Here is a 19,241-nt window from a genome sequence, read left to right on the forward strand (position 1 = left end):
ATGCCGGCCAACTCAGCCGCTTCGGCTCGACTGCGGCCTTCATAAACCGCCGCCAGCGCCAGCAGGCGCCGCACCTGATCTGGATCCTTGGCCCGCGCCGCCAGCCGACGGGTCCGCGCCGCGTCATAATCGACTCGAAGCTTGATGGCGGACATCCACGACCTCCCTTGCAACCAGGAGCGTGAATCACTGTCCGGCCAGTCAGGGAATCCTGTCGGAGCCAGAGCTAGGGGCTTTTGGTATTAGGAATCCGCTTCTCGCCGTGGAGCAGTCGGCCGACCTTGGTCGGCTGGCACGTGAGGCAACCATAAGGGCGTCCACGCCCTCCGGCGAGGTTTCATGCCCTGTCGCCCAAGTGACGCGCCGCTCTCCGAGGCGGCAATGGCCCGACGAGGCACAGGACGCCGCGCTGAGATCGGGGGCGAGCAGCGTCGCCCTGAAGGCGATAGTCTTCATCGTTTCACTCCTTACTTCGCCGCGATGCTCGGGGCTTTGATCCGCACCCGCGCCGCAGCCGCGCGGCCCTGGTCGTCGACCACCCGCAGCCGATAGAAGCCCGGCGCCGCCGGCTTCCAGATCACCTTGCCGCTGACCGGGTCGGAGGCCAGGCGCTGGCCGGCCACGTACCAGGTCAGGTTATCGCCGCCGGCCGCCATGACCAGGCCCCGGGACCGGGGGCCAACCGCGTCGACCTGCACGGTCGCGCCGTCGGGCGGGAAGATCAGGCGGGGGCCTTCCGACGCCTGTTGCAGCCGCTGCAGGGCGCCAGGCGCGGACTTCGGGGCGATGGGGCGTGGGGCGATGGCCGGCGCCCCGACCACGTCGGCGACGTCGAACAGCAGCGGCAGGGCGGCGTCGCGTCCGGTCAGTCCGCCCCGCGCGCCGCCGTCGGCCCGGCCGGTCCAAACGATGATTACATAGCCGCCGACCACCCCGCAGGCCACGGCGTCGCGGAAGCCGTAGGAGGTGCCGGTCTTGAAGGCCATGGCCGGTCCGCCCTTGGTCAGGGCCGAGGGCGCACGGCCACGCGGCGCGGGGGCCTCGCGCAGAATGTCGAGCACCTGGGCCACCGCCTCGGGTCGGACGATGCGGGCTCCGCCGCTGTGTTCGCGTGCCTTCGCCTCGGCCTGGGTGAAGGCCAGGGGCTTGGCCACACCGCCGTCGCCGAGCGCCGCGTAGAGCACGCCCATGTCGCGCGGCGTGATCCCCGCCCCGCCCAGGGCCAGGGCCAGGCCCGACGCCTTGATCGCCGTCTTGGGACGCACCAGCCTGACGCCCGCGCTCTCCAAACGGGTGGCGAACACCTCGGGACCGACCTTTTCCAGGGTGGCGACGGCGGGGACGTTCAGCGAATAGGCCAGGGCCTCGCGGGCCGTCACCTTGTCGTGGAAGACGTGGTCAAAGTTCTCGGGCTGGTAGTCGGCGAAGCGGGTGGCGGCGTCGTCGATCTGGGTGTCGGGCGCCAGGGTCCCGTCGTCAAAGGCGAAGGCGTAGATGAAGGGCTTGAGGGCCGAACCCGGTGAGCGCACGGCCTCCGTCAGGTCAATCCAGCCCCCTGGTCGGTCGCGGCCGGCTGAGCCGACCAGGGCCCGCACGGCGCGGCCCTTGATCTCGACCACCAGGATGGCGGCGGTGACCTCCGGTCCCTGGGCGGCGGCCACGGCGGCGGCCATCGGCTCCAGCCGCGTCTGCAGCCCCGCGTCGATGGTCGAGACCACGCTGGGCTGGCTGGCCGGCGCAGCGGCGGCCAAGTCGCCGGCCAAGTGCCAGGCCAGGGTCGGGAAGGCCCCGCGCTTGGGCAAAGGTTCGGCGTCGGCCTCGCTGGCCGCCGCTTCGGTCAGCACCCGCGCCTTGACCATCTTGTCGAGCACGGCGCGGCGGGCCAGGCGGGCGGCTTCGGGCCGACGGTCGGGGCGGCGGGCCTCGGGCGACTGCGGCAGGGCGATCAGCAGGGCCTGCTCGCCGTCGGTCAGGCTGGTCGGCTCATGGCCGAAATAGGCCAGGCTGGCGGCCCGAACGCCCTCCAGATTACCGCCATAGGGGGCCAGGGTCAGGTAGAGGGCCAGGGTCTCGCGCTTGGTCAACCGCGACTCCAGCTGAGCGGCGCGGACCATTTCGATCAGCTTGGAGCCCAGGTTGCGCGGGCGCGGCTCGAGAAGTCGGGCGGTCTGCATGGTCAGGGTCGAGGCGCCGGAGCTGACGTGGCCATGGATCAGCGCCGAACCCGTGGCGCGGGCCAGGGCGAAGGGGTCGACACCGAGGTGGCCGTAGAACCGTGCGTCCTCGACGGCGATCAGGCGCTTTTGAAACGTCGGGTCCGTGCGCTGGAGGTCGGCCCGCACCCGCCAGCGGCCGTTCTCCACGGGCAAGGCGCGCAGCCAGGCGCCGCGATGATCGAGCACCACGGGTGACGAGCGCTTGGCCCGCGCCATGTCTGGCGGCAAGGCGGCGCTCAGGGCGAAGAGCGCGGCCTGCAGGGCGACGAAGGCGACGAGAAGGCGGGTCAGACGGGGGATGGTGAACATGGACGCTATTCGGCGGCGGACTTGCCCCCTCCGCGCCCTGGCGCGAACTCCGCCCCCTATGGGGCGGACAGACCGCGAAGCGGTCAGGTGGGGGCAGGTGGGTCCCTACCCTCCCGGCGCCACGTTGATCCGCCCCGCGTCAGAGCGCGCATTGAGGCTCGGCCGGTACATGTCCTTGGCGATCGCCCCAGGCAGGAAGAATTCGCCCGGCGTCACGGCCCGCGCCACATAGGCCATGGCGAACGGCTTGTTGCCCGCCAGGTCGAGCGCGGCGATGTAGCGGTCGTCGCGGCTTTCCTGGACATCCGGATTGGTCAGTTCGCCCAGGAACTTGAACGGGCCGTTCTGGGCGTCGTCGGCGCCGAGCGTGGTCTCGATCTCGAAGCCGGCCGGCAGGGCGTCGTCTATCACCAGGGCGGTGGAGCGGGCCTGCATGGAGCGGCCGGAAACCAGCACGATCACCCGGTCGCCCTGATGAATCTGGCTGGGATCAATCGCTCCGCCGGTCATCGAGAACAGCCGCTTGCCCACCGACAAGCCGTTGCTCGCCGCGCCCGGCGCCAGGATCGGCGTGCCGCGAACGCTGACTGTCCGCCACAGGGCGCCCTTGCCCCGGTTGGTGAAGTGAGCGTCGGTCAGCTTGCCCACGGCCCAGCGCGGCGAACCGCCGGCCGGCGGCAGGGCCACCGCGCCCTGGGCGTCGATGGTCATCGGACCCGAGGCCTTCAGCAGCTGGCTGGCCGCGAACAGCAGCGACGCCTGCTCCTGGGTGTTGAGGGCGTCCGGATCCTTGACCACGTTCTCCAGCCGGCTTTGCAGCTGCCGGGCCACGTCCATCTGGCCGGCCTGGGCCGCCAGGGCGGTGACGGCGGCGACGTCGCGCAGCGGGCTCTGGTACCAGTCGCTCTCGTCGCGCCAGCCCAGCGACTTGACCGCCTGGCGCATGGCCGAGCGGGCCCGGGCCTGGTCGCCCATCAAGGCCAGGCCGGCCGCCACCTGGGCCTTGGCCAGGGGCTGGTCCTCGTCCTTTATCTGCACATCGTGCCACCAGCGCAGCCGCGCCAGGTCGCCGCGCCCGGCCTTGGCCAGCACGTAGAGGGCGTAGGCCGAGGCCCGGCGGCGCATGCGCTCCGTCGCCTTCTTCGAGGCGTCGGGATTGGCGGCCCACCATTCGGGATATTCGGTGCGGTAGGAGATCGAGGTCCAGCTGTCGGGACGACTGATCTGGCGCATGGCGTTCAGCGCCTTGTCCATCGCCTCGTCGGGCACCGCTATGCCCTGGCCCTTGGCCTCGACCAGGAAGTCGGTGGCGTAGGCGCCCAGCCAGGCGTCAGCCTCGCCGTCGCCGACCCGCCACAGGCCGAAGGCCCCGTCCAGGGTCTGGCGGTCCAGCAGCTTGCCCACCGCCGCGGCCAGTATGGCCGGGTTGCGTTTCAGCTTGGGATCGCTGGACACGCTCTGGGCGTAGAGCAGCGGATAGGCCGTCGAGACCAGCTGCTCGGTGCAGCCATAGGGATAGCGCTGAAGGGCCACGGCGATCGCCGCCGGGTCGAAGCCGCGGATCGGCGAATAGCTGACCTGCAACGTCACGTCGCCGGCCGCCAGCCCCGACATCAGCCGATAGTCGGGCGTATAGGTCTCGCCCGGCTGGGCCAGTTCGGTCGTCGTGCGCACCACGTCGCCCCAGCCCAGGCGGGTCTGGATCGGGTAGTCCTTGCTGGTGTTGAAGCCCGGCCCGGCCACCTTGAAGCCGATCTTGCCGATGCCCGTCACATTGGGCGCCAGGAAGGGAATCTTCTCGGCGACCCGCTGGCCCAGCATCAGGGTAATGATCTTCTTGAAGGCCACGGCGATGCCGTTGGTGGACCAGGCCTCGACCGTATAGGCCCCGGCCTTGCCCTCGACATTGTGCAGCTCCAGCGTGGCCATCGGCTTGTCGCCGGGGGCCAGGAAGCGCGGCAGGTTGAGGTCGGCGACCACGGGCTGGCGCACGGTCATCGCCTTGGCGCCCGAGCCGACGGCGGTGTCGGTCCAGGCCACGGCCATGATCCGCAACTCGCCGTTGAAGTCGGCGGCCGGCAGCTTGACCACCGCCTTGCCGTCCAGCCCCGTCTCGACGATGCCGGACCACAGGGCCACGGTCTTGATCGGCGTGGTCGTCAGGCCTTCGCCGCCCAGTTCGTCGGCGCCGAAATTGACATTGGCCGGCGCGCCCATGTTCGGGTCGAGCAGGCGGCCGTAGTCGTCGCGATAGTTCAGGGTCAGGGCCCGCTTGCCAAAGTACCACTTCACCGGGTCGGGGCTGTCCTGGCGTGTCAGGCGCAGGATGCCTTCGTCCACGGCCGCGATGGTGACCTTGGCCTTCTGGCCAAAGCCCAGGCCTTGCACCTTGATCGGGATCTCGACCGGCGCCTTGGAGTCCAGCTTCACCGGCGTCCCGATATCCACCGTCAGCTTGCGGCCCTTGGGATCGAGCGGCACATAGATCAGGCCGAGCGCCCGCTTGGGCTTGGGCGAGCTGACCGGGTCGCGCGGCTGGATCACCGTGACCAGCACATAGGCCCCGCCACCCCAGGCCGCCGAGGTCTTCAGCTTCACGGTCGTGCCGTTCTCGCCAACGCTGAGGGTCTTGAAGTCGATCAGGCGATCGGTGGCGACCGCCACCTGCACCTGGCCGGCATAGGGTGACTTGATGGCGATTTCCACCGTGTCGCCCTGGCTGTAGCTCTTGGTCCCGGCGCTGACCCGCACGAAGTCGGGCGCCTCGCCTTCCTTGGCGGGCGAACCCCAGCCGGACGAGAACTTGGTGACGGTCTCGCTGCCATCGGCCCCCTCGACGACCAGGCGATAGTCGCCCCAGCCGAGGCGGCGGTTGAAGCGCGCGGGTTGGCCGGCGCCGATATTGACCGTGGCCTTGGCCACCACCGCGTCGCGGCTGGTGCGCCGCCACTGCCAGCGACCGTCCTGCTGGAACCAGTCATAGCTCCAGTTCTCGCTGATCAGGGTGTAGGTCGCCGTCGCGCCGACGCGGACGCCGGCGGCGTTGACCGCGATCATCTCCAGGCTGACCGGCGGATCGCCGCGCCCGGCGTCGCCCTGCTCGACCTTGACCCCGTAATAGACCGGCTTGCCGCGCACCTTGAGCTCGAGGTTCTCGCGCACCGGACGGCCGCCGGGCTCGAACACCGAGGCGGTGACCGAGGCCACCAGCGGCTGGGCGGTGTCAGCCGCGTCGCTCGTCCCCAGGTTCAGCATGGCGTGGCCGTCGCCGTCGGTGACGGTCGTGCCCAGCTCGATGAACTTCTCGTCGAAGGGCGTCAGGGCGTCGCCCCACTGGAAGTCCTTGAACTGCGGGAACGGATCGCTGTCGATCTTTAGCCGCGCCTCGCCCTGGGTCTGCAGACCCGCGCCCGGCGCGCCGTAGAGGAAGCGGGCCGAGACGTCGATCTGTCGCGCCTGGCCGCCGGCGATCGGTACGGACTCCTGGCCCGTGGCGGTCACCGCCAGGCGTTGCGGGGCGAAGTCCTCGACGCTGAAGCTCAGAGATCCCGCCTGCGCCTCGACGCCCTCCATCATCAGCACGGCGGTCCAGCGGCCGCGTGGCGCGCTGCGCGGGAGGGCGATGTCGGCCAGCACCGCGCCGGCGTCGGCCCGGCTGAAGGCGTAGCGACGGAACTCGACGCCCGAGGGGCGCTTGACCAGGATATAGCCCTTGCGGTCATTGACCGCCTTGGCCAGCCGGTCGCGGACCATGGCGGTCAGGTGCACGGTCTCGCCGGGGCGATAGATGCCGCGATCAGCGTAGAGGAAGCCGTCGATGTCGCTGGCCACGGCCCGGCCGCCGTCCGATTCGGTGCGGCCCCCCACGCCCTGCTTGGACAGGTCGACCGGCGAGCGATCCAGGTCCAGCGCCGCCAGGTCGCCTTCGCCGCCGTAGGCCATGACCATCTTGGCATGCGACGCGCCCTCGCCGTCCATCAGGGCGCGGGGGAAGCGCACCCGGCCGTCGGCGTCGCTCTTGGCCTGCGCCAAGTCCTCGCCGTCCTTGGCCACCAGGGCCACGCGCACGCCCGACAGGGTCTTGGCGGTCTTCAGCGAGCGGACCACGACGTCGAGAGACTCGTCGCCATCATAGGCGATCAGCGCCATGTCGGTGAACATGATCCAGCGGCGGGCCTGGGCCGGAGCCGGCTCCTCGTCGCCTTCCGGCTTGCGGCCGCCCGAGGCGTCGCGCGCCTTGATCACATAGCCGCCAGCCTTCATTTCCTTCAGCACCGCGCCGAGCGGGAAGACGGTGGTCGCCTTCTGGCCAGCCGCGCCATCCACGTTGATGACGCCCTTCCAGACCTGGCGGCCCTCGTCGTCGGGGCTGTCGTCGCCATAGTCGCTGGCGTAGTCGCCCTCGCCGGTCGGGTCGGGGGCGCTGATCGACTTGCGCACCAGGTTGCGGTCCGACACCCGCCAGACCTCGATGGCCAGCTTGGAGACGTTCATGGTCTCAAGCGCCACGCCGTCGGATTCCTCGCGCGGCAGGATCACGCCGTCGCCGGCGAAGCCCACATAGGGCGGCTTCTCCCCGAAGGTGAAGTCGACATCGGCATTGGCGCCCAGGGTCTCGCCGTTGCGGCCGGGCAGGCCCTTGAGCAGGGTGACGCGATGGTCGGTGAACCCGACGCCGCCGACGCAGATCTCGTCATCCTTTACCCGCACGGCCGGCTGGTGGCCGATATCGGGCGAGAGCAGCACGAAGTCGGCATAGGGCTTGGACGGGTCGAGCGCCTTGCTCATCCGGATACAGGCCATCGGCGCGGCGCCGGAGCTGTCGATGCGGCTCTGCCAGACGGCGAAGCCCTCGGGCTTGGGAACGCCGCGACGCGGGGCGTTGGCGGAGCGGGGCTTGCCAAACAGCGACCAGGCCTGAGCCTTGGGCGCGGTGGCCGTCGCGGCCGACTTGCCACCGAACCAGCCGAGATCGGAGACCTTTCCCACGGCGAAGCCGCCGCCGAAGCCAACGACCAGGGCGCCCAGCGCCACGGCCGCCAGGGGCGACTTCAGGCTTGGCGGAATCTTGCTCTTGAACTGGGCCCAACGGGCGGCGATGGCTTCGCGTCCGCTCACCGGCGGCGTCTCGTCCGTCGACATCCCGTAGTCCCCCAACTCGCGCGTATTGGGGTGGACTTGAACCTAAGCCGGGGAAGGGGTCAACGGATCAGCGAGCACTTTCCCTCGCCCCTTGCGGGAGAGGGTGGCCTCGCGGAGCGAGGTCGGGTGAGGGGTCGATGAAAGAGTCGGCTGCCTGCTGCGGAAAGCTGCGCGCGACCCCTCATCCGTCGGCCTTGGGCCGCCACCTTCTCCTCAGGGGGAGAAGGATTTTAAGCGTCGAACGCGACCTGAGCGGTGGAAAGGTCGTAGCAAGCCGAGACGATCTTGAGACGACCCTCGGCCAGCTTGGCCGCCAGCACCCCGTCGGCGACCTTTAGGCGGGCGGCGGTGTCGCGGACATTCTGGCGAATGGCGGCGTCCTGCAGGTCGGCTGGGTGGCGCTCCTGGGCCTCCAGCACCGCCGGCAAGATCGGCAGCACCATGTTCAGCAGCGCACCATGCAGGTCGATATGTTTGGTGGCCACATCGACCGCCGCCCCGACCGCGCCGCACTTGGTGTGACCCAGCACGACCACCAGCGGCGCGCCCAGATGCTCGACGGCGTAGACGATCGAGCCCAGGCCCTCCTGGCCCACTGTCGATCCAGCCACACGGACCACGAACAGTTCGCCCAGATTGCAGTCGAAGATCAGTTCGGGGCCGACGCGGCTGTCGCTGCAGCCGACGATCACCGCGAACGGCTTCTGGCCAGCCGCCATCTCGGCGATCCGGGCCGCGCCCGGCAGGGCGATACTGGCCCCGCCACGCGAGAAGATGGCGTTGCCCTGCTTGAGCCGGCCGAGGGCCTCGTCGGGACTGACCCGCGGCGGCTCGACATGCACGGCCTCGACCGGCTCGGCGCCCTCGAGCGGCTTGACCTCGGCCAACACCTTATCGAGCGCGGCCTTGTCGGAGGGCTGGGACTTCAGCGCCCGGCGCGTGCGGCGGCCCTTGCGGGTCAGAACCGACGGCGTATCGCCCTCGGCCCAGGCCATGACGGGCACGGCCAGGCCGGACGCCAAAGCCCCTAGCAGGAGTCGTCTCGAAACCATCTCATCCCCCGACAAGAACCGCGATTGGTGGAGACCAGTCCTGGCAGGGGAAGGTTAACCCCGCCGCAACGAAAGGTTGGTTTCAAAGCGGCAATTCGACACGTTTGACCACTGTGCGCATGGCGATCGACGAGCTGACCCGAACCACGCCGGGGATGCGCGTCAGCTCTCGCGCGTGCACCCGCTCCAGGTCATCGACATCGGCCACCACCAGCCTTAGCAAATAGTCCGAGCCGCCAGTCATCAGGTAGCACTCGGCCACCTCGCGCACGTGGGACACCGCCTTCTCGAAGGCGCTGAGCGTCGCCTCGGCCTGAGACGACAAGGTCACGGTGACGAAGACGCTGAGCGGCAGGCCCACCGCGCGCTCGTCGATCACCGCCGCGTAACGACCGATCACCCCGCCCTCCTCCAGCGCCCGCACGCGACGCAGACAGGCGGATTCGGAAAGATTCACCGCCTCGGCCATTTCCACATAGCTGGCTCGGCCGCGACGCTGCAGCAGGGTCAGCAGCTTTCGATCGAAGGCGTCGAGGATGACCGCAGCTTTTTTCACCGTGAGGGCTCCGTGGCGCAGGATTCCTGCATACCATGGTTCTCGTCGCATGAAATGCCCCAGGAACCTGCGGGCGCACGGGCGTAAACCAGCGTCAAAAGCCCTTAGGAGGAGACTATCATGCGCGTTGGCGTGCCTTCCGAAATCAAGCCCGGCGAACATCGCGTCGGCCTCACCCCCACCGCCGTCCGGGAATATGTCGGTCACGGCCATTCGGTGCTCGTGCAGTCCGGCGCTGGCCTGGGCGCGGGCTATGCCGACGACGTCTATGTCAAGGCCGGCGCGACCATCGCGGCGGACGCCGATGCGGTGTTCGAAGGCGCGGAGCTGATCGTCAAGGTCAAGGAACCGCAGAAAATCGAGTGGGAGCGCCTGACGCCTCGCCACATCCTGTTCACCTACCTGCACCTGGCGCCCGACCCGGCCCAGACCGAAGGCCTGCTGACCAGCGGTTGCGCGGCCATCGCCTATGAGACCGTCACCGACGCCAAGGGCGGCCTGCCGCTGCTGGCCCCGATGTCGGAAGTGGCCGGCCGCATCGCCGTCTTCTCGGCGGCCGAGACCCTGCTCAAGCACAATGGCGGCATGGGCCTGCTGCTGTGCGGCGTCCCCGGCGTGCCCCCGGCCCGCGTGGTGGTGCTGGGCGGCGGCGTGGTCGGCTCCAACGCCGCCCGGATGGCCGCCGGCCTGGGCGCCGAGGTGGTGGTGCTGGAACGCTCTATCCCCCGCATGCGCGAGCTGGACGACCTGTACCAGGGCCGCATCCTCACCCGCTATTCGACCTTCGCCGCCGTCGAAGAGGAGATCCTCAAGGCCGACGTGATCATCGGTGCGGTGCTGACCGCCGGGGCCGCCGCCCCCAAGCTGGTGCGCCGCGAGCACCTCAAGCAGATGAAGCCCGGCTCGGTGCTGGTCGATGTGTCGATCGACCAGGGCGGCTGTTTCGAGACCAGTCACGCCACCACCCACGCCGACCCGACCTATATCGTCGACGGTGTGGTGCACTATTGCGTGGCCAACATGCCGGGCGCCGCGCCGCGCACGTCGTCCGAAGCTTTGGGCAACGCCACCCTGCCCTTCGGCCTGGCCCTGGCCGACCGCGGCCTGGACGCGCTGAAGAGCAACATCCACCTGGCCAAGGGCCTCAACGTCCTGGCGGGAGAGCTGACCCACCCCGCCGTGGCGCAGGCGCTGGGCAAGCCGTCGGTGGATCCTTATGGGGCCTGGACCTAGACGACGCGACGCGATTTGGGGACATGCGCATGCGCATGTCCCCGTCAGCAGTCGTAGGCGCTCGGCGCACAAAGGCTAAAGCCTCATGAATTGAAGACTCTAAACTTTCTCGGTCTTTTTGACGCTCACCCCTTTTGGGCGCCCCCATAATGCTCTCACCCCATCGCACGGGGAGGGACGTCGGCCGGCGACCTGACGGGCGGTGGGCAGTGGTCGAGCGGGTAGGCTTGGCCGCCGGGTTTCCCTCACGGAGACGTCTTGGGTTGGAGTTGGGGCAGGCTCACCTTGTGTGACGAAACCACCGGCGCCCGAGGCAGGCGGACAAGTCAGCAGGTGCGGGCTGAAATCGCCCGCACGGTCCGGAGGGTTCGCTAGCCTTCCGCCCGCCGGGGGCCCACTTCGGAAGCGGGTTAAGACCCCGCGCGCCGATGGCTCCCGTCTGAAGGCCGCGCGAAGCGCTCGTCTTCGTCGAAACGGTATCAAATCTGCAAAACCTCCGGGCGGAGCCCGGGCGCTTCGCACCCTCCCCAAACGCTTCAGCGGCCCCGCGCGTGAAGTCCTCCCCCCGTGGGGGAGGTGTCGGCGAAGCCGACGGAGAGGGGAGTGATCTGCCGATGGCCACAGCTTGGATCGACTATCCGAAACTCCCCCCACCGGTCGCTGCGCGACCACCTCCCCCACAGGGGGAGGAATTAAGCCGCAAAGCGCCCGAGATCCTGGTGGCTCTCCACCAAGTCCAACACGTCGCCCATGGCGAAGCCGGGGTCGGCCGCGTAGAGCGCGTCATAGATCGAGCGCGCGAAGGCCAGGTCGGCCGGGGTCTTTACGCGCCAGTCATGGTGTGACCAGTCGCGGCGGGCCTTCAAATGGGCCTGGCTGAAGCGGTCGGGGCTTTGGCGAATGGCGGCGGTCGGCGAGATCAGGGCCAGGGGGTCGCGCACCTCGGCGGCGGCGGCGCGAAGGGCCTCCACCGTGATCACCTCAACCTCAAGCCCGGCCGGATAGGTGCGCTGCACGCGGTTGGAGGTATAGGCCGCCCCGCTGGTCTGGGCCAGGTGGATCGCCTGGTCGATCACCCCGGCGTCGACGAAGGGCGCATCGCCCTTGATCCGCACCACGTGGGTGACCGGACCGGCCGCCTCGGCGCAACGGGCGATGCGGTCGAGAATGTCGGCGCCCGCGCCGCGATAGACGGCGTATCCGCGCGACACCACCAGGCCGGCCAGACCGTCATCATCGGTCTCGCCGCTGGTGGCCACGATGATCTTGTTGAGGCGCCGGCAGGCCCGCAGCCGCTCGAGCTGGCGCAGGATCATCGGCTCGCCTTGCAGGGTGGCGACAGCCTTGCCCGGCAGGCGCTTGGAGCCCATGCGGGCCTGGACGACGGCGAGGATCATGGCGTTCGGCTCCCTCATATTTCCCAGCTTCTTCTGAAGGCTGGGCTTTGATTCGCCTGGCCGTCAGGCGACCCAACGTCGCGGGTCGAGCGCCACCGGATCGTCGATGGCCATGTCGTCCCAGTCGAGGTCGGGCGGCGGGCTGGAGGCGGCGGCGACCACGGCCGACAGTTCTGCGGCGGAGGTCACGCCGACCAGCACGGCGCTGGCTTCGGGACGCGACAGGGCGAAGCCCAGGGCGGCCTGAAGGGGGTCGGAACGGCCCTCGGCGATCATCCGGCGCACCCGTGACAGGCGGCCAGAGGCCCCCTTCAGCTGGGCCGGAACGCGGTCGGGCGGCAGGAACAGCAGGCCGTTCAAGAAGATCGAGCGCAACTGAACCTCGATCCCGAGACCGGCGATGCGGGCTAGCGAGCCGTCGGCCAGCAGGCGCTGATCGAGCAAGGAGGCTGGAGCTTGAAGAATGTCGGGCTTGAAGCGGCGGGCGACGCCCACCGGATCGTCGCTGGCGTGGGCGGCGACGCCGATCTTGGCGAACAGCCCCTCGTCGCGCAGGCGGGCCAGGCGATCCCAGACGGCGGCGCCGTGGACGCCGAACAGTTCCGACGGCGAGGAGACGATGATGGCGTCGGCGCGTTCGATCGCCAGGCGGCGCAGGCAGGCGCGGGCCTCGGCTTCCACGAAGTCGGGGCCGCGATCGGCGCGGGCGGCGGGAATGGTGACACGGAACGGCACGGGGCGCGGGATCAGGTCTCCCAGCACCGACTCGGCGCGGCCATGATTGCCCGAGACGTCGAGCACCGACAGCTGAGCGCGGGCGGCGATGCCCAGGATGTCGCGGGCTTCGGTCTCCGGCGACCGAGCGCGCGGCGACGCGCTCATGCCGTCCAGTCCGAACTGGGCGGCGGCAAGACCAAGTTTTGAAACCGAAAGCGACATGGAAATCCGTGCGGATTGGAACACCAGTGGCGAGAAGACTACGCGCCAAGGTTTGAAGAAGGCGTTTCTGGAAACTTGCCGAGGGGTTAATGTCGTCCGCGATGAAGCCCCTTGATCCAGTGCTCGACCTGACCTTTGAAATCGCCGGAGATTGGCCGCTGTACGGCCTTTGCGAGGATATCCGTCCAGCGCTGGCCACCGCCCTGGCCCACGGCCCGGCGGCGCTGGCGACAATTATTTCCCTGGGCGAAGGCGGCCCGCGACCCATCGGCACGCAGATGGTGTTCAGCGAGGGCTCGCGCGCCGGCTTTCTTTCGGGCGGTTGCATCGAGGCCGATGTCGAGGACCATGCCCGCGCCTGCCTGGCCGACGGCCAACCGCGACGGTTGGTCTACGGCGAGGGCAGTCCTTGGCCGGACATCCGCCTGCTGTGCGGCGCCCGGGTCGAGATTCTGGTCGAGCGCATCGACCCTGGCGATCCAGCCGCCCGCATGTTGCTGACCCTCTGGGCCGAGCGGCGGCCGGCGATCTGGATCAGCGACGGCGGGCGACGGGTCTGCGGCCCCTCGCCCGAATTCACCGCGCCCTGGCCGGAGGCCTTCGCCCGAGCCTTCGATCCGGCCCCTCGCCTTGTCGTGCTGGGGGGCGACCCGACGGCCCTGGCCGTGGCCAGCCTGGGGACCCAGTCAGGGTTCGAGACCACGCTGGTGCGGCCCAAGGGCCCCCTGAACCCGCCGCCGCTCGCGGGCGTCCGGTATCGCCGCGACAGCGTGCCAACCGCGCTGGACGCCATAGGCCTGGACGCCTGGACCGCCGTCGCGATCTGCGGCCACGACCTGGACATCGACCACGCCGCCCTGCTGGCCGCCCTCCCCTCGGCCGCGCCCTATGTCGGGCTGCTGGGAGCGCGGCGACGGCTGGGCGAGCGGCTGGACCGGCTGCGGGCGGCGGGGGTCAGTGAACGCGACCTGGCCAAGCTGCGCGCGCCGATCGGGCTGGATCTTGGCGGCAAGGCGCCGTTCGAGGTGGCCGTGGCGGTGATCGGCGAGATCATGGCCACCCGCCACGGGCAGCCGGCCTTGGCCAGGAGGGCGGCGGGGTAGGCTGGCCTATTCGGCTCGCCAGTCACCCGACTTGCCGCCGGTCTTCTCGATCAGGCGCACGGCCTCGATAACCATGCCCTTCTCGGCGGCTTTCAGCATATCGTAGATCGTCAGGCAGGCCACCGACACGGCGGTCAGGGCCTCCATTTCGACGCCGGTCGGGCCAGTCGTCTTGACGCGGGCCCGCACCGCCAGGCCGTCCTCGGCCGGCTCGACCGACACCTCGACCTTGGACAGGGCCAGGGGGTGGCACAGAGGGATGAGGTTCGAGGTCTGCTTGGCGGCCATGACGCCGGCGATCTCGGCCACCGCGCGAACATCGCCCTTGCGACCCGTCCCGGAGATGGCCAGGGCCAGGGTCTCGGCGGTCATCCGTACGAAGCCGACGGCGATGGCTTCGCGGGCCGTCGCGGCCTTGTCCGAGACGTCGACCATGCGGGCCCGGCCCTGGTCATCGATGTGGGTCAGGCGGGTCACTGTTCCAACAGCCTGGGCATCAGCTCGACCATGTTGCAGGGCTTGTGGCGGCTGTCGAGCTGGGCGGCGATGACCTTGTCCCAACCGTCGCGCACCGCGCCGTTGCTGCCCGGCAGGCAGAACACGAAGACCCCGCCGATCAGGCCCGCCGTCGCCCGTGACTGCAGGGTCGACAGGCCCACCGACTGATAGCTGACCATGTGAAACACCACCGAAAAGCCGTCGATCTTCTTGTCGAACAGCGGCTCCAGGGCTTCCGGGGTCACGTCCCGGCCGGTCAGGCCGGTGCCGCCGGTGGTGACGATGGCGTCGACCTGGCCCGAGGCGATCCAGTCGCGCACCGTCTGGCGGATCTGCTCGACATCGTCGCGCACCACCGCCCGCCCGCCCAGTTCATGGCCTGCGGCCTTGACCCTTTCGACAAGCACCTGGCCGGAGGTGTCGCTTTCTTCGTCGCGGGTGTCGGAAATGGTCAGGATCGCCACGCGCACCGGCGTAAACGGAAGGTCCGGCTTGATACCGCCACCTGGGGTGAGACCCGCTGCCGACATCTGTTCTCTCCTAGTCCCAACGCTGAGCGTCGGTCCTATCCTGAGCCGTCGGCTCGATCCAGCGCCCGCCGCCGGGGCCGTGCTCCTTCTTCCAGAAGGGCGCGCGGCTCTTGAGATAATCCATCAGGAAATCGCAGGCCTCGAAGGCGGCGCGGCGGTGGCCGGCGGCGGTGGCCACGAAGACGATCGCCTCACCCGGCGCGAGGCGCCCTGTGCGGTGGACGATGACATAGTCCTGCAGGGCGAACCGCGCCTTGGCCTCTTCGGCGAAGGCGGCGATCGCCGCGTCGGTGAAGCCGGGATAAGCCTCAAGCTCCAGCGCCAGGGCCGCGCCGCGCTCGGCGCGCGCCAGGCCAGTGAAGCTGGCCACCGCACCGGTCTCGTTCCGGCCGGCGCAGAACGTGGTCAACGCGGCGCCCGGCTCGAACGGCTCGGAAGTGAGGGTTATCATCCGCCGCTCATCGGCGGCAGGAAGGCCACCTCGGCGCTCGCCGCCAGGAACGTTTCGCCCCGGACGATGGCCTTGTCGACGGCCACCTGGACGCCAGGGCCGGAGAGCGCCTCGGCCAGGCTCGGATCGACAGCAGCGAGAGCATCTCGCAACGCGGTCAGGGACGAAGCCTCAACGACCCGGTCGCGCCAGCCCGCCTGGTCGGCCAAGCGTCCAAAGAGCAGCACCCGCGCCACGCTCAGCCGCCCGTTGTGGACATGTGCCGCGCCACGGCGGGGCCCGCGCCGTCGATCTGGAAGTCGTGCCCCTCCGGCTTGGCGCCGATCGCCGCGAAGATCGCTTGGTCCAGCGCCGCGTCGTCGGCCCCGGCGCGGATCACCGCCCGCAGGTCGCTGGCGTCGTCGCGGCCAAGGCAGGTGTGCAGCGTGCCGGTGCAGGTCAGGCGAACCCGGTTACAGGCCTCGCAGAAATTGTGGCTGAGCGGCGTGATCAAACCCAGGCGGCCGCCGGTCTCCTCGACCCGCACATAGCGCGCCGGACCGCCGGTGGCGTAGGCCAGATCGGTCAAGGTCCAGAACGACGACAGATCGCGACGCACGTCCTTGAGCGACAAATACTGGGCTGTGCGGTCCTCGTCGATTTCACCCAGGGGCATGGTCTCGATCAGGGTCATGTCGGCGCCCAGGCCATGGGCCCACTGGATCAGAGCCGGCAGTTCTGCGGCGTTGTCGTTCTTGAGGGCAACGGCGTTGATCTTGACCTCGATGCCCACCGCCAAGGCCGCGTCAATCCCGGCCAGGACCTTCGAAAGATCGCCGCCCCGCGTCAACTTGCGGAACAGCTCGGGCTTGAGCGTATCGAGCGAGACATTGACCCGCCTCACGCCCAGTCGCGCCAGGTCGGCCGCATGCTGGGCCAGCTGGGTGCCGTTGGTGGTCAGGGTCAGCTCGTCCAGCGCGCCGGTCGCCAGGTGGCGCGACAACCGCTCGACCAGGGTCATGATCCCCTTGCGCACCAGCGGCTCCCCGCCGGTCAGCCGCAGCTTGCGCACGCCCAGCGCCACGAAAGCCGAGGACAGGCGATCCAGTTCCTCGAGCGAAAGCACTTCGGCCTTGGGCAGGAAGGTCATGTGCTCGGCCATGCAATAGGTGCAGCGCAGGTCGCACCGGTCGGTGACCGAGACGCGCAGATAGGTCACCGCGCGGCCAAAACCGTCGATCAGGCGGGGCTGCGAGCGGGACTCTGTCGAGAGCGCTTGCGCGGGACTGGCGTCATAGGGCGTCATGCGGTCTTTAAGATAGGCGCGGGGCGGCATGGCGGGAAGTGAAAGCACGCGGTTGGAGGCGATCGTTCTGGCGGCCGGGGCTGGCCGCAGGTTTGGTGGACGCAAGCTGACCGCGACCTTCGAGGGCCGCCCGTTGATTGCAGGCGCTCTCGACGCGGCGTTCGCGGCCCCCGTGCGCGGCGTCATCCTGGCCACCGACGGCGATCCGGACCTGGCGGACGCCGCCCAGGCCCATGCCCGCGCCCTGGGACGCGAGGCCAAACTGCGCGTGGTCACTGTGGCTGACGCTGCGGATGGCATGGGGGCGTCGCTGCGGACGGCGGTCGCCGCCCTGCAGGCCGACACCGACGGCGTCTTTGTCTTCCTGGGAGACATGCCCCGCATACCGCCAGCGGTTCCGCGCGCCCTGGCTGCCGCCTTGGGCGACGGTTTCGACGCCGCCGCGCCGCGCCTGGGCGCTCAGCGAGGCCACCCGGTTCTGTTCGCGCGGCGCCACTTCGCCGCCTTGCTGGGCCTGACCGGCGATCTGGGCGCGCAGGGCGTGCTGGCGCGGTCCGGAACGCGGCTGAAGCTGATCGACACCCTCGATGTCGGGGTTTTCTTCGACATCGATCGACGCAAGGATCTCGGCTGAGAGGTCAGAATTCCGTGTCGGCGGTCGCTCGGCAATTGGCGCGCCATCCGGACCAGGTTCCGAAGGCGATACAGGCCAGGATGCCGTAGCTCCACATCGCCATGCTCATATAGAAGGTGCCCAGGGTCACGCGCAGGTCGATCGTCGTCGCCACATGCGACGCCACGACGATCGCCTGGAACGCCGACGCTATGATGGTCCAGAGTCGCCTCGCCCGGATGGAGATGAAGCCGAAATAGACCAGGGTCGCGGTGTCGATCGCCATGATCGCCAGGTCGACATTATAGGCGTCGTTGCCGTGGACGAGCAGCGAGCCCGCCCAGGCCAGCCCCGCCGCCACGCCAATACGACGCGCGCTATAGTCGCCGAAGCCGATAGCGGCGCCGCAGACCACCGTGGCCAGGCCCAACGAAAAAAGCGTGTGAATCTGCAAGGCGGGGCAACGCTCAGACTGAAACCTGAGCGTCACCATGCAGCAAGCCCCGCCTCGCGATAAGCAACCTGAGGTATGCGAGGATCAGTGTCGGGTTCGGCGCCCTTCCCACAGGATGGCCTTGACCTCTTCGATGATGTTAAGCGCGCCGTCGGCGTCGCCAGCCTCTTCGAGCGCGATCAGTTGTGGCATGAGCACGGACAGAATCCGGCGCTGGACAGGCCCCAGGGTCCGCAGGTGGCGACGGAACTCGTTCAGTTCGTCGTGGATGGTGTCCGACGAAGCAGTCTGGGCGGTGCTCACGCGGCGCGGCCTCCGTCCAGAGCGCGTAGGCCCGAGGTGCGGGGCACTTCCGGCGGCTTGTCCATGTCGCCCATCGCCAAGGCGCCACAGCCGATCTGGCTCCGCACCGTGTTGAGCGCGCCATGAGCCTCGATGATGGTACGGCGGGCGGAGACGATATAGGCCAGGGTCTCGCCGAGATTGGCGACGGCGGCCTGGCCAATCACGGCCGAAAGACGAGCTTCCAGTCGCAGCGACGGCAATAGGCCCATCAGTTCGGCGGTTTCGCGGAGGGCGGCGTCGATCGCCGCTTCGGCGCGCATCAGCTTTTCAGCTCCTGCGCGGGCTGCATCGGTTCTTTTCATGCATGACTCTCCCGTTCGCGCGGGGCCCCCCGCACGTTGAAGTCGATGAACTTGTGTCGAGACGACCGGCGTCAGTGCGCCGGAGGCGGGCTCCAGCCCTCGCGGAATCGCTGAAGGGCATAGAGGAATTCATGGGCGCCCATGGTGACCATGCCGAGCAGGATTCCGCCTAGCGCGGCCACGACCAGGATCAGACCCAGCCATTGCAAAGGAGTCAGGTCATGGCGCCAGCTCCTTCCAGATTCCGCAGGGGCGTGTCGTCGGCCAGGAAGGCCGTCGCCGCCAGCACCCGGAGCAGCAGCTTGCTGGGCGGATCCCCCGCCGCCTGGGCTTTGCGCAACGCCGACACCGTTTCCGGCACCAACTGCCCCCGCTCGGGCGTCCCGGCCATGAGGGTCAATCCCTCTTCCAGCGACTGCCAACTGGCTATGAAGAATGCTGGCGGCGGTGTCGGACCCGGCATGGAAGGTTTCATCATGGCTGCTCTCGCTGTTGGAACGAGAGAAGACCTCTGCGCCGGTCGTGGCTAGCGTGGCCGATCGCTTACGGTAGTCATTACCGGGGTCGGTTTCCCAAGCGACGAAGGCCAGGGCGGCGTCGCGGCGGCCGAGCCCCCCGACCCGACGTCGAGCGCTGAGCACGTGCATCTCGACGGTCTTGGGTGACAGCCGCAGCAGCCGGGCGATCTCCTTGCCCCGGCGATGCTGGGCGATGAGACGCAGGACCTCCCGCTCCCGCGGGGTCAGTCTCTCGAACCCCAAGTTATCGCCAGCATCCACCATGGCGCTAAAATGTGTCGGCGCTCGCGTTACGTCC

General features: G+C 69.2%; 19 protein-coding genes and 1 pseudogene. 3 read left to right on the forward strand and 17 right to left on the reverse strand.

Annotated features, from left to right (window positions below):
• Positions 1-467: 467 nt before the first annotated feature.
• The 4 genes from pbpC to ACP7AG_RS00020 all read right to left on the reverse strand — a co-directional run bounded on the left by pbpC (position 468) and on the right by ACP7AG_RS00020 (position 9,275).
• Positions 468-2,525: a penicillin-binding protein 1C gene (gene pbpC, locus ACP7AG_RS00005; protein ID WP_426029340.1), complete on the reverse strand. Its 2,058-nt coding sequence runs from the start codon at positions 2,523-2,525 to the stop codon at positions 468-470.
• A gap of 105 nt (positions 2,526-2,630) precedes the next feature.
• A complete protein-coding gene (locus ACP7AG_RS00010) occupies positions 2,631-7,667 on the reverse strand; it encodes an alpha-2-macroglobulin family protein (protein WP_426029341.1) in 5,037 nt (1,678 codons plus the stop codon).
• Positions 7,668-7,897: 230 nt separating this feature from the next.
• Positions 7,898-8,719 carry a carbonic anhydrase gene (locus tag ACP7AG_RS00015; RefSeq protein ID WP_426010439.1) on the reverse strand — a complete coding sequence of 274 codons (822 nt, stop codon included), beginning with the start codon at positions 8,717-8,719 and terminating at the stop codon, positions 7,898-7,900.
• A gap of 82 nt (positions 8,720-8,801) precedes the next feature.
• On the reverse strand, positions 8,802-9,275 hold the full coding sequence (locus ACP7AG_RS00020) for an Lrp/AsnC family transcriptional regulator (RefSeq protein WP_426010440.1): 474 nt from the start codon (positions 9,273-9,275) through the stop codon (positions 8,802-8,804).
• Between the two features lie 120 nt (positions 9,276-9,395).
• Between ACP7AG_RS00020 and ald the strand changes: the two genes are divergently transcribed.
• Positions 9,396-10,508 (forward strand): alanine dehydrogenase, encoded by a 1,113-nt coding sequence (ald, locus tag ACP7AG_RS00025; RefSeq protein WP_426029342.1) that lies wholly within the window; start codon positions 9,396-9,398, stop codon positions 10,506-10,508.
• Positions 10,509-11,200: 692 nt separating this feature from the next.
• Here ald and ACP7AG_RS00030 read toward each other — a convergent pair.
• Both ACP7AG_RS00030 and ACP7AG_RS00035 read right to left on the reverse strand, forming a co-directional pair.
• Positions 11,201-11,905, reverse strand: coding sequence for a glycosyltransferase family protein (locus ACP7AG_RS00030; protein ID WP_426010443.1), 705 nt, complete (start codon positions 11,903-11,905; stop codon positions 11,201-11,203).
• 63 nt (positions 11,906-11,968) lie between these two features.
• Positions 11,969-12,844 (reverse strand): bifunctional regulator KidO, encoded by an 876-nt coding sequence (locus ACP7AG_RS00035; RefSeq protein WP_426010445.1) that lies wholly within the window; start codon positions 12,842-12,844, stop codon positions 11,969-11,971.
• 89 nt (positions 12,845-12,933) lie between these two features.
• On the opposite strand from ACP7AG_RS00035, the gene ACP7AG_RS00040 reads away from it, so the two are divergent.
• Complete coding sequence (locus tag ACP7AG_RS00040; RefSeq protein ID WP_426029343.1) at positions 12,934-13,947, forward strand: XdhC family protein; 1,014 nt, start codon at positions 12,934-12,936, stop codon at positions 13,945-13,947.
• Between the two features lie 6 nt (positions 13,948-13,953).
• Here the strand turns inward: ACP7AG_RS00040 and moaC are convergent, their stop codons facing one another.
• The 5 genes from moaC to moaA are packed head-to-tail and all read right to left on the reverse strand — an operon-like array spanning position 13,954 to position 16,711.
• Positions 13,954-14,424, reverse strand: a complete 471-nt coding sequence (gene moaC, locus ACP7AG_RS00045) for a cyclic pyranopterin monophosphate synthase MoaC (RefSeq protein WP_426010447.1) — start codon at positions 14,422-14,424, stop codon at positions 13,954-13,956.
• Positions 14,421-14,975: a molybdenum cofactor biosynthesis protein B gene (moaB, locus tag ACP7AG_RS00050; protein ID WP_426010449.1), complete on the reverse strand. Its 555-nt coding sequence runs from the start codon at positions 14,973-14,975 to the stop codon at positions 14,421-14,423. Before moaB ends, moaC begins: the two co-directional genes overlap by 4 nt.
• A 10-nt stretch (positions 14,976-14,985) precedes the next feature.
• Positions 14,986-15,426 carry a molybdenum cofactor biosynthesis protein MoaE gene (locus ACP7AG_RS00055; protein ID WP_426029344.1) on the reverse strand — a complete coding sequence of 147 codons (441 nt, stop codon included), beginning with the start codon at positions 15,424-15,426 and terminating at the stop codon, positions 14,986-14,988.
• Positions 15,423-15,662 (reverse strand): MoaD/ThiS family protein, encoded by a 240-nt coding sequence (locus tag ACP7AG_RS00060; protein WP_426010452.1) that lies wholly within the window; start codon positions 15,660-15,662, stop codon positions 15,423-15,425. The genes ACP7AG_RS00055 and ACP7AG_RS00060 overlap by 4 nt, the downstream gene beginning before the upstream one ends.
• Before the next feature lie 2 nt (positions 15,663-15,664).
• Positions 15,665-16,711 (reverse strand): GTP 3',8-cyclase MoaA, encoded by a 1,047-nt coding sequence (gene moaA / locus ACP7AG_RS00065; protein WP_426029513.1) that lies wholly within the window; start codon positions 16,709-16,711, stop codon positions 15,665-15,667.
• 28 nt (positions 16,712-16,739) lie between these two features.
• Between moaA and ACP7AG_RS00070 the strand changes: the two genes are divergently transcribed.
• Positions 16,740-17,345, forward strand: coding sequence for a nucleotidyltransferase family protein (locus tag ACP7AG_RS00070; RefSeq protein WP_426029345.1), 606 nt, complete (start codon positions 16,740-16,742; stop codon positions 17,343-17,345).
• 4 nt (positions 17,346-17,349) lie between these two features.
• Here ACP7AG_RS00070 and ACP7AG_RS00075 read toward each other — a convergent pair whose 3' ends face one another.
• The 6 genes and pseudogenes from ACP7AG_RS00075 to ACP7AG_RS00100 form a co-directional block, all read right to left on the reverse strand.
• Complete coding sequence (locus ACP7AG_RS00075; protein ID WP_426029346.1) at positions 17,350-17,778, reverse strand: hypothetical protein; 429 nt, start codon at positions 17,776-17,778, stop codon at positions 17,350-17,352.
• Positions 17,779-17,862: 84 nt separating this feature from the next.
• Positions 17,863-18,081 (reverse strand): hypothetical protein, encoded by a 219-nt coding sequence (locus ACP7AG_RS00080; protein WP_426010457.1) that lies wholly within the window; start codon positions 18,079-18,081, stop codon positions 17,863-17,865.
• The gene (locus ACP7AG_RS00085; RefSeq protein ID WP_426010459.1) at positions 18,078-18,425 is read right to left on the reverse strand and encodes a hypothetical protein; all 348 of its coding nucleotides are present in this window, start codon (positions 18,423-18,425) and stop codon (positions 18,078-18,080) included. Before ACP7AG_RS00085 ends, ACP7AG_RS00080 begins: the two co-directional genes overlap by 4 nt.
• A gap of 71 nt (positions 18,426-18,496) precedes the next feature.
• Complete coding sequence (locus tag ACP7AG_RS00090; RefSeq protein ID WP_426011307.1) at positions 18,497-18,634, reverse strand: hypothetical protein; 138 nt, start codon at positions 18,632-18,634, stop codon at positions 18,497-18,499.
• Positions 18,635-18,639: 5 nt separating this feature from the next.
• Positions 18,640-18,903, reverse strand: a complete 264-nt coding sequence (locus ACP7AG_RS00095) for a hypothetical protein (RefSeq protein WP_426029347.1) — start codon at positions 18,901-18,903, stop codon at positions 18,640-18,642.
• A gap of 124 nt (positions 18,904-19,027) precedes the next feature.
• Positions 19,028-19,207, reverse strand: a pseudogene (locus ACP7AG_RS00100) (LuxR C-terminal-related transcriptional regulator); the annotation flags it as partial.
• Between the last annotated feature and the right edge of the window lie 34 nt (positions 19,208-19,241).

It is taken from the genome of Caulobacter sp. DWP3-1-3b2, assembly GCF_049896325.1.
Lineage (GTDB): Bacteria > Pseudomonadota > Alphaproteobacteria > Caulobacterales > Caulobacteraceae > Caulobacter.

What these genes read in the sequence shown, in the direction of transcription:
- moaA (WP_426029513.1), bottom strand. Translation starts at nt 16,711, where the DNA reads ATGACGCCCTATGACGCCAGTCCCGCGCAAGCGCTCTCGACAGAGTCC.
- ACP7AG_RS00015 (WP_426010439.1), bottom strand. Translation starts at nt 8,719, where the DNA reads ATGGTTTCGAGACGACTCCTGCTAGGGGCTTTGGCGTCCGGCCTGGCC.
- pbpC (WP_426029340.1), bottom strand. Translation starts at nt 2,525, where the DNA reads ATGTTCACCATCCCCCGTCTGACCCGCCTTCTCGTCGCCTTCGTCGCC.
- ACP7AG_RS00095 (WP_426029347.1), bottom strand. Translation starts at nt 18,903, where the DNA reads ATGATGAAACCTTCCATGCCGGGTCCGACACCGCCGCCAGCATTCTTC.
- ACP7AG_RS00055 (WP_426029344.1), bottom strand. Translation starts at nt 15,426, where the DNA reads ATGATAACCCTCACTTCCGAGCCGTTCGAGCCGGGCGCCGCGTTGACC.
- ACP7AG_RS00030 (WP_426010443.1), bottom strand. Translation starts at nt 11,905, where the DNA reads ATGATCCTCGCCGTCGTCCAGGCCCGCATGGGCTCCAAGCGCCTGCCG.
- ald (WP_426029342.1), top strand. Translation starts at nt 9,396, where the DNA reads ATGCGCGTTGGCGTGCCTTCCGAAATCAAGCCCGGCGAACATCGCGTC.
- ACP7AG_RS00010 (WP_426029341.1), bottom strand. Translation starts at nt 7,667, where the DNA reads ATGTCGACGGACGAGACGCCGCCGGTGAGCGGACGCGAAGCCATCGCC.
- ACP7AG_RS00070 (WP_426029345.1), top strand. Translation starts at nt 16,740, where the DNA reads ATGGCGGGAAGTGAAAGCACGCGGTTGGAGGCGATCGTTCTGGCGGCC.
- ACP7AG_RS00040 (WP_426029343.1), top strand. Translation starts at nt 12,934, where the DNA reads ATGTCGTCCGCGATGAAGCCCCTTGATCCAGTGCTCGACCTGACCTTT.
- moaB (WP_426010449.1), bottom strand. Translation starts at nt 14,975, where the DNA reads ATGTCGGCAGCGGGTCTCACCCCAGGTGGCGGTATCAAGCCGGACCTT.
- ACP7AG_RS00085 (WP_426010459.1), bottom strand. Translation starts at nt 18,425, where the DNA reads ATGAAAAGAACCGATGCAGCCCGCGCAGGAGCTGAAAAGCTGATGCGC.
- ACP7AG_RS00035 (WP_426010445.1), bottom strand. Translation starts at nt 12,844, where the DNA reads ATGTCGCTTTCGGTTTCAAAACTTGGTCTTGCCGCCGCCCAGTTCGGA.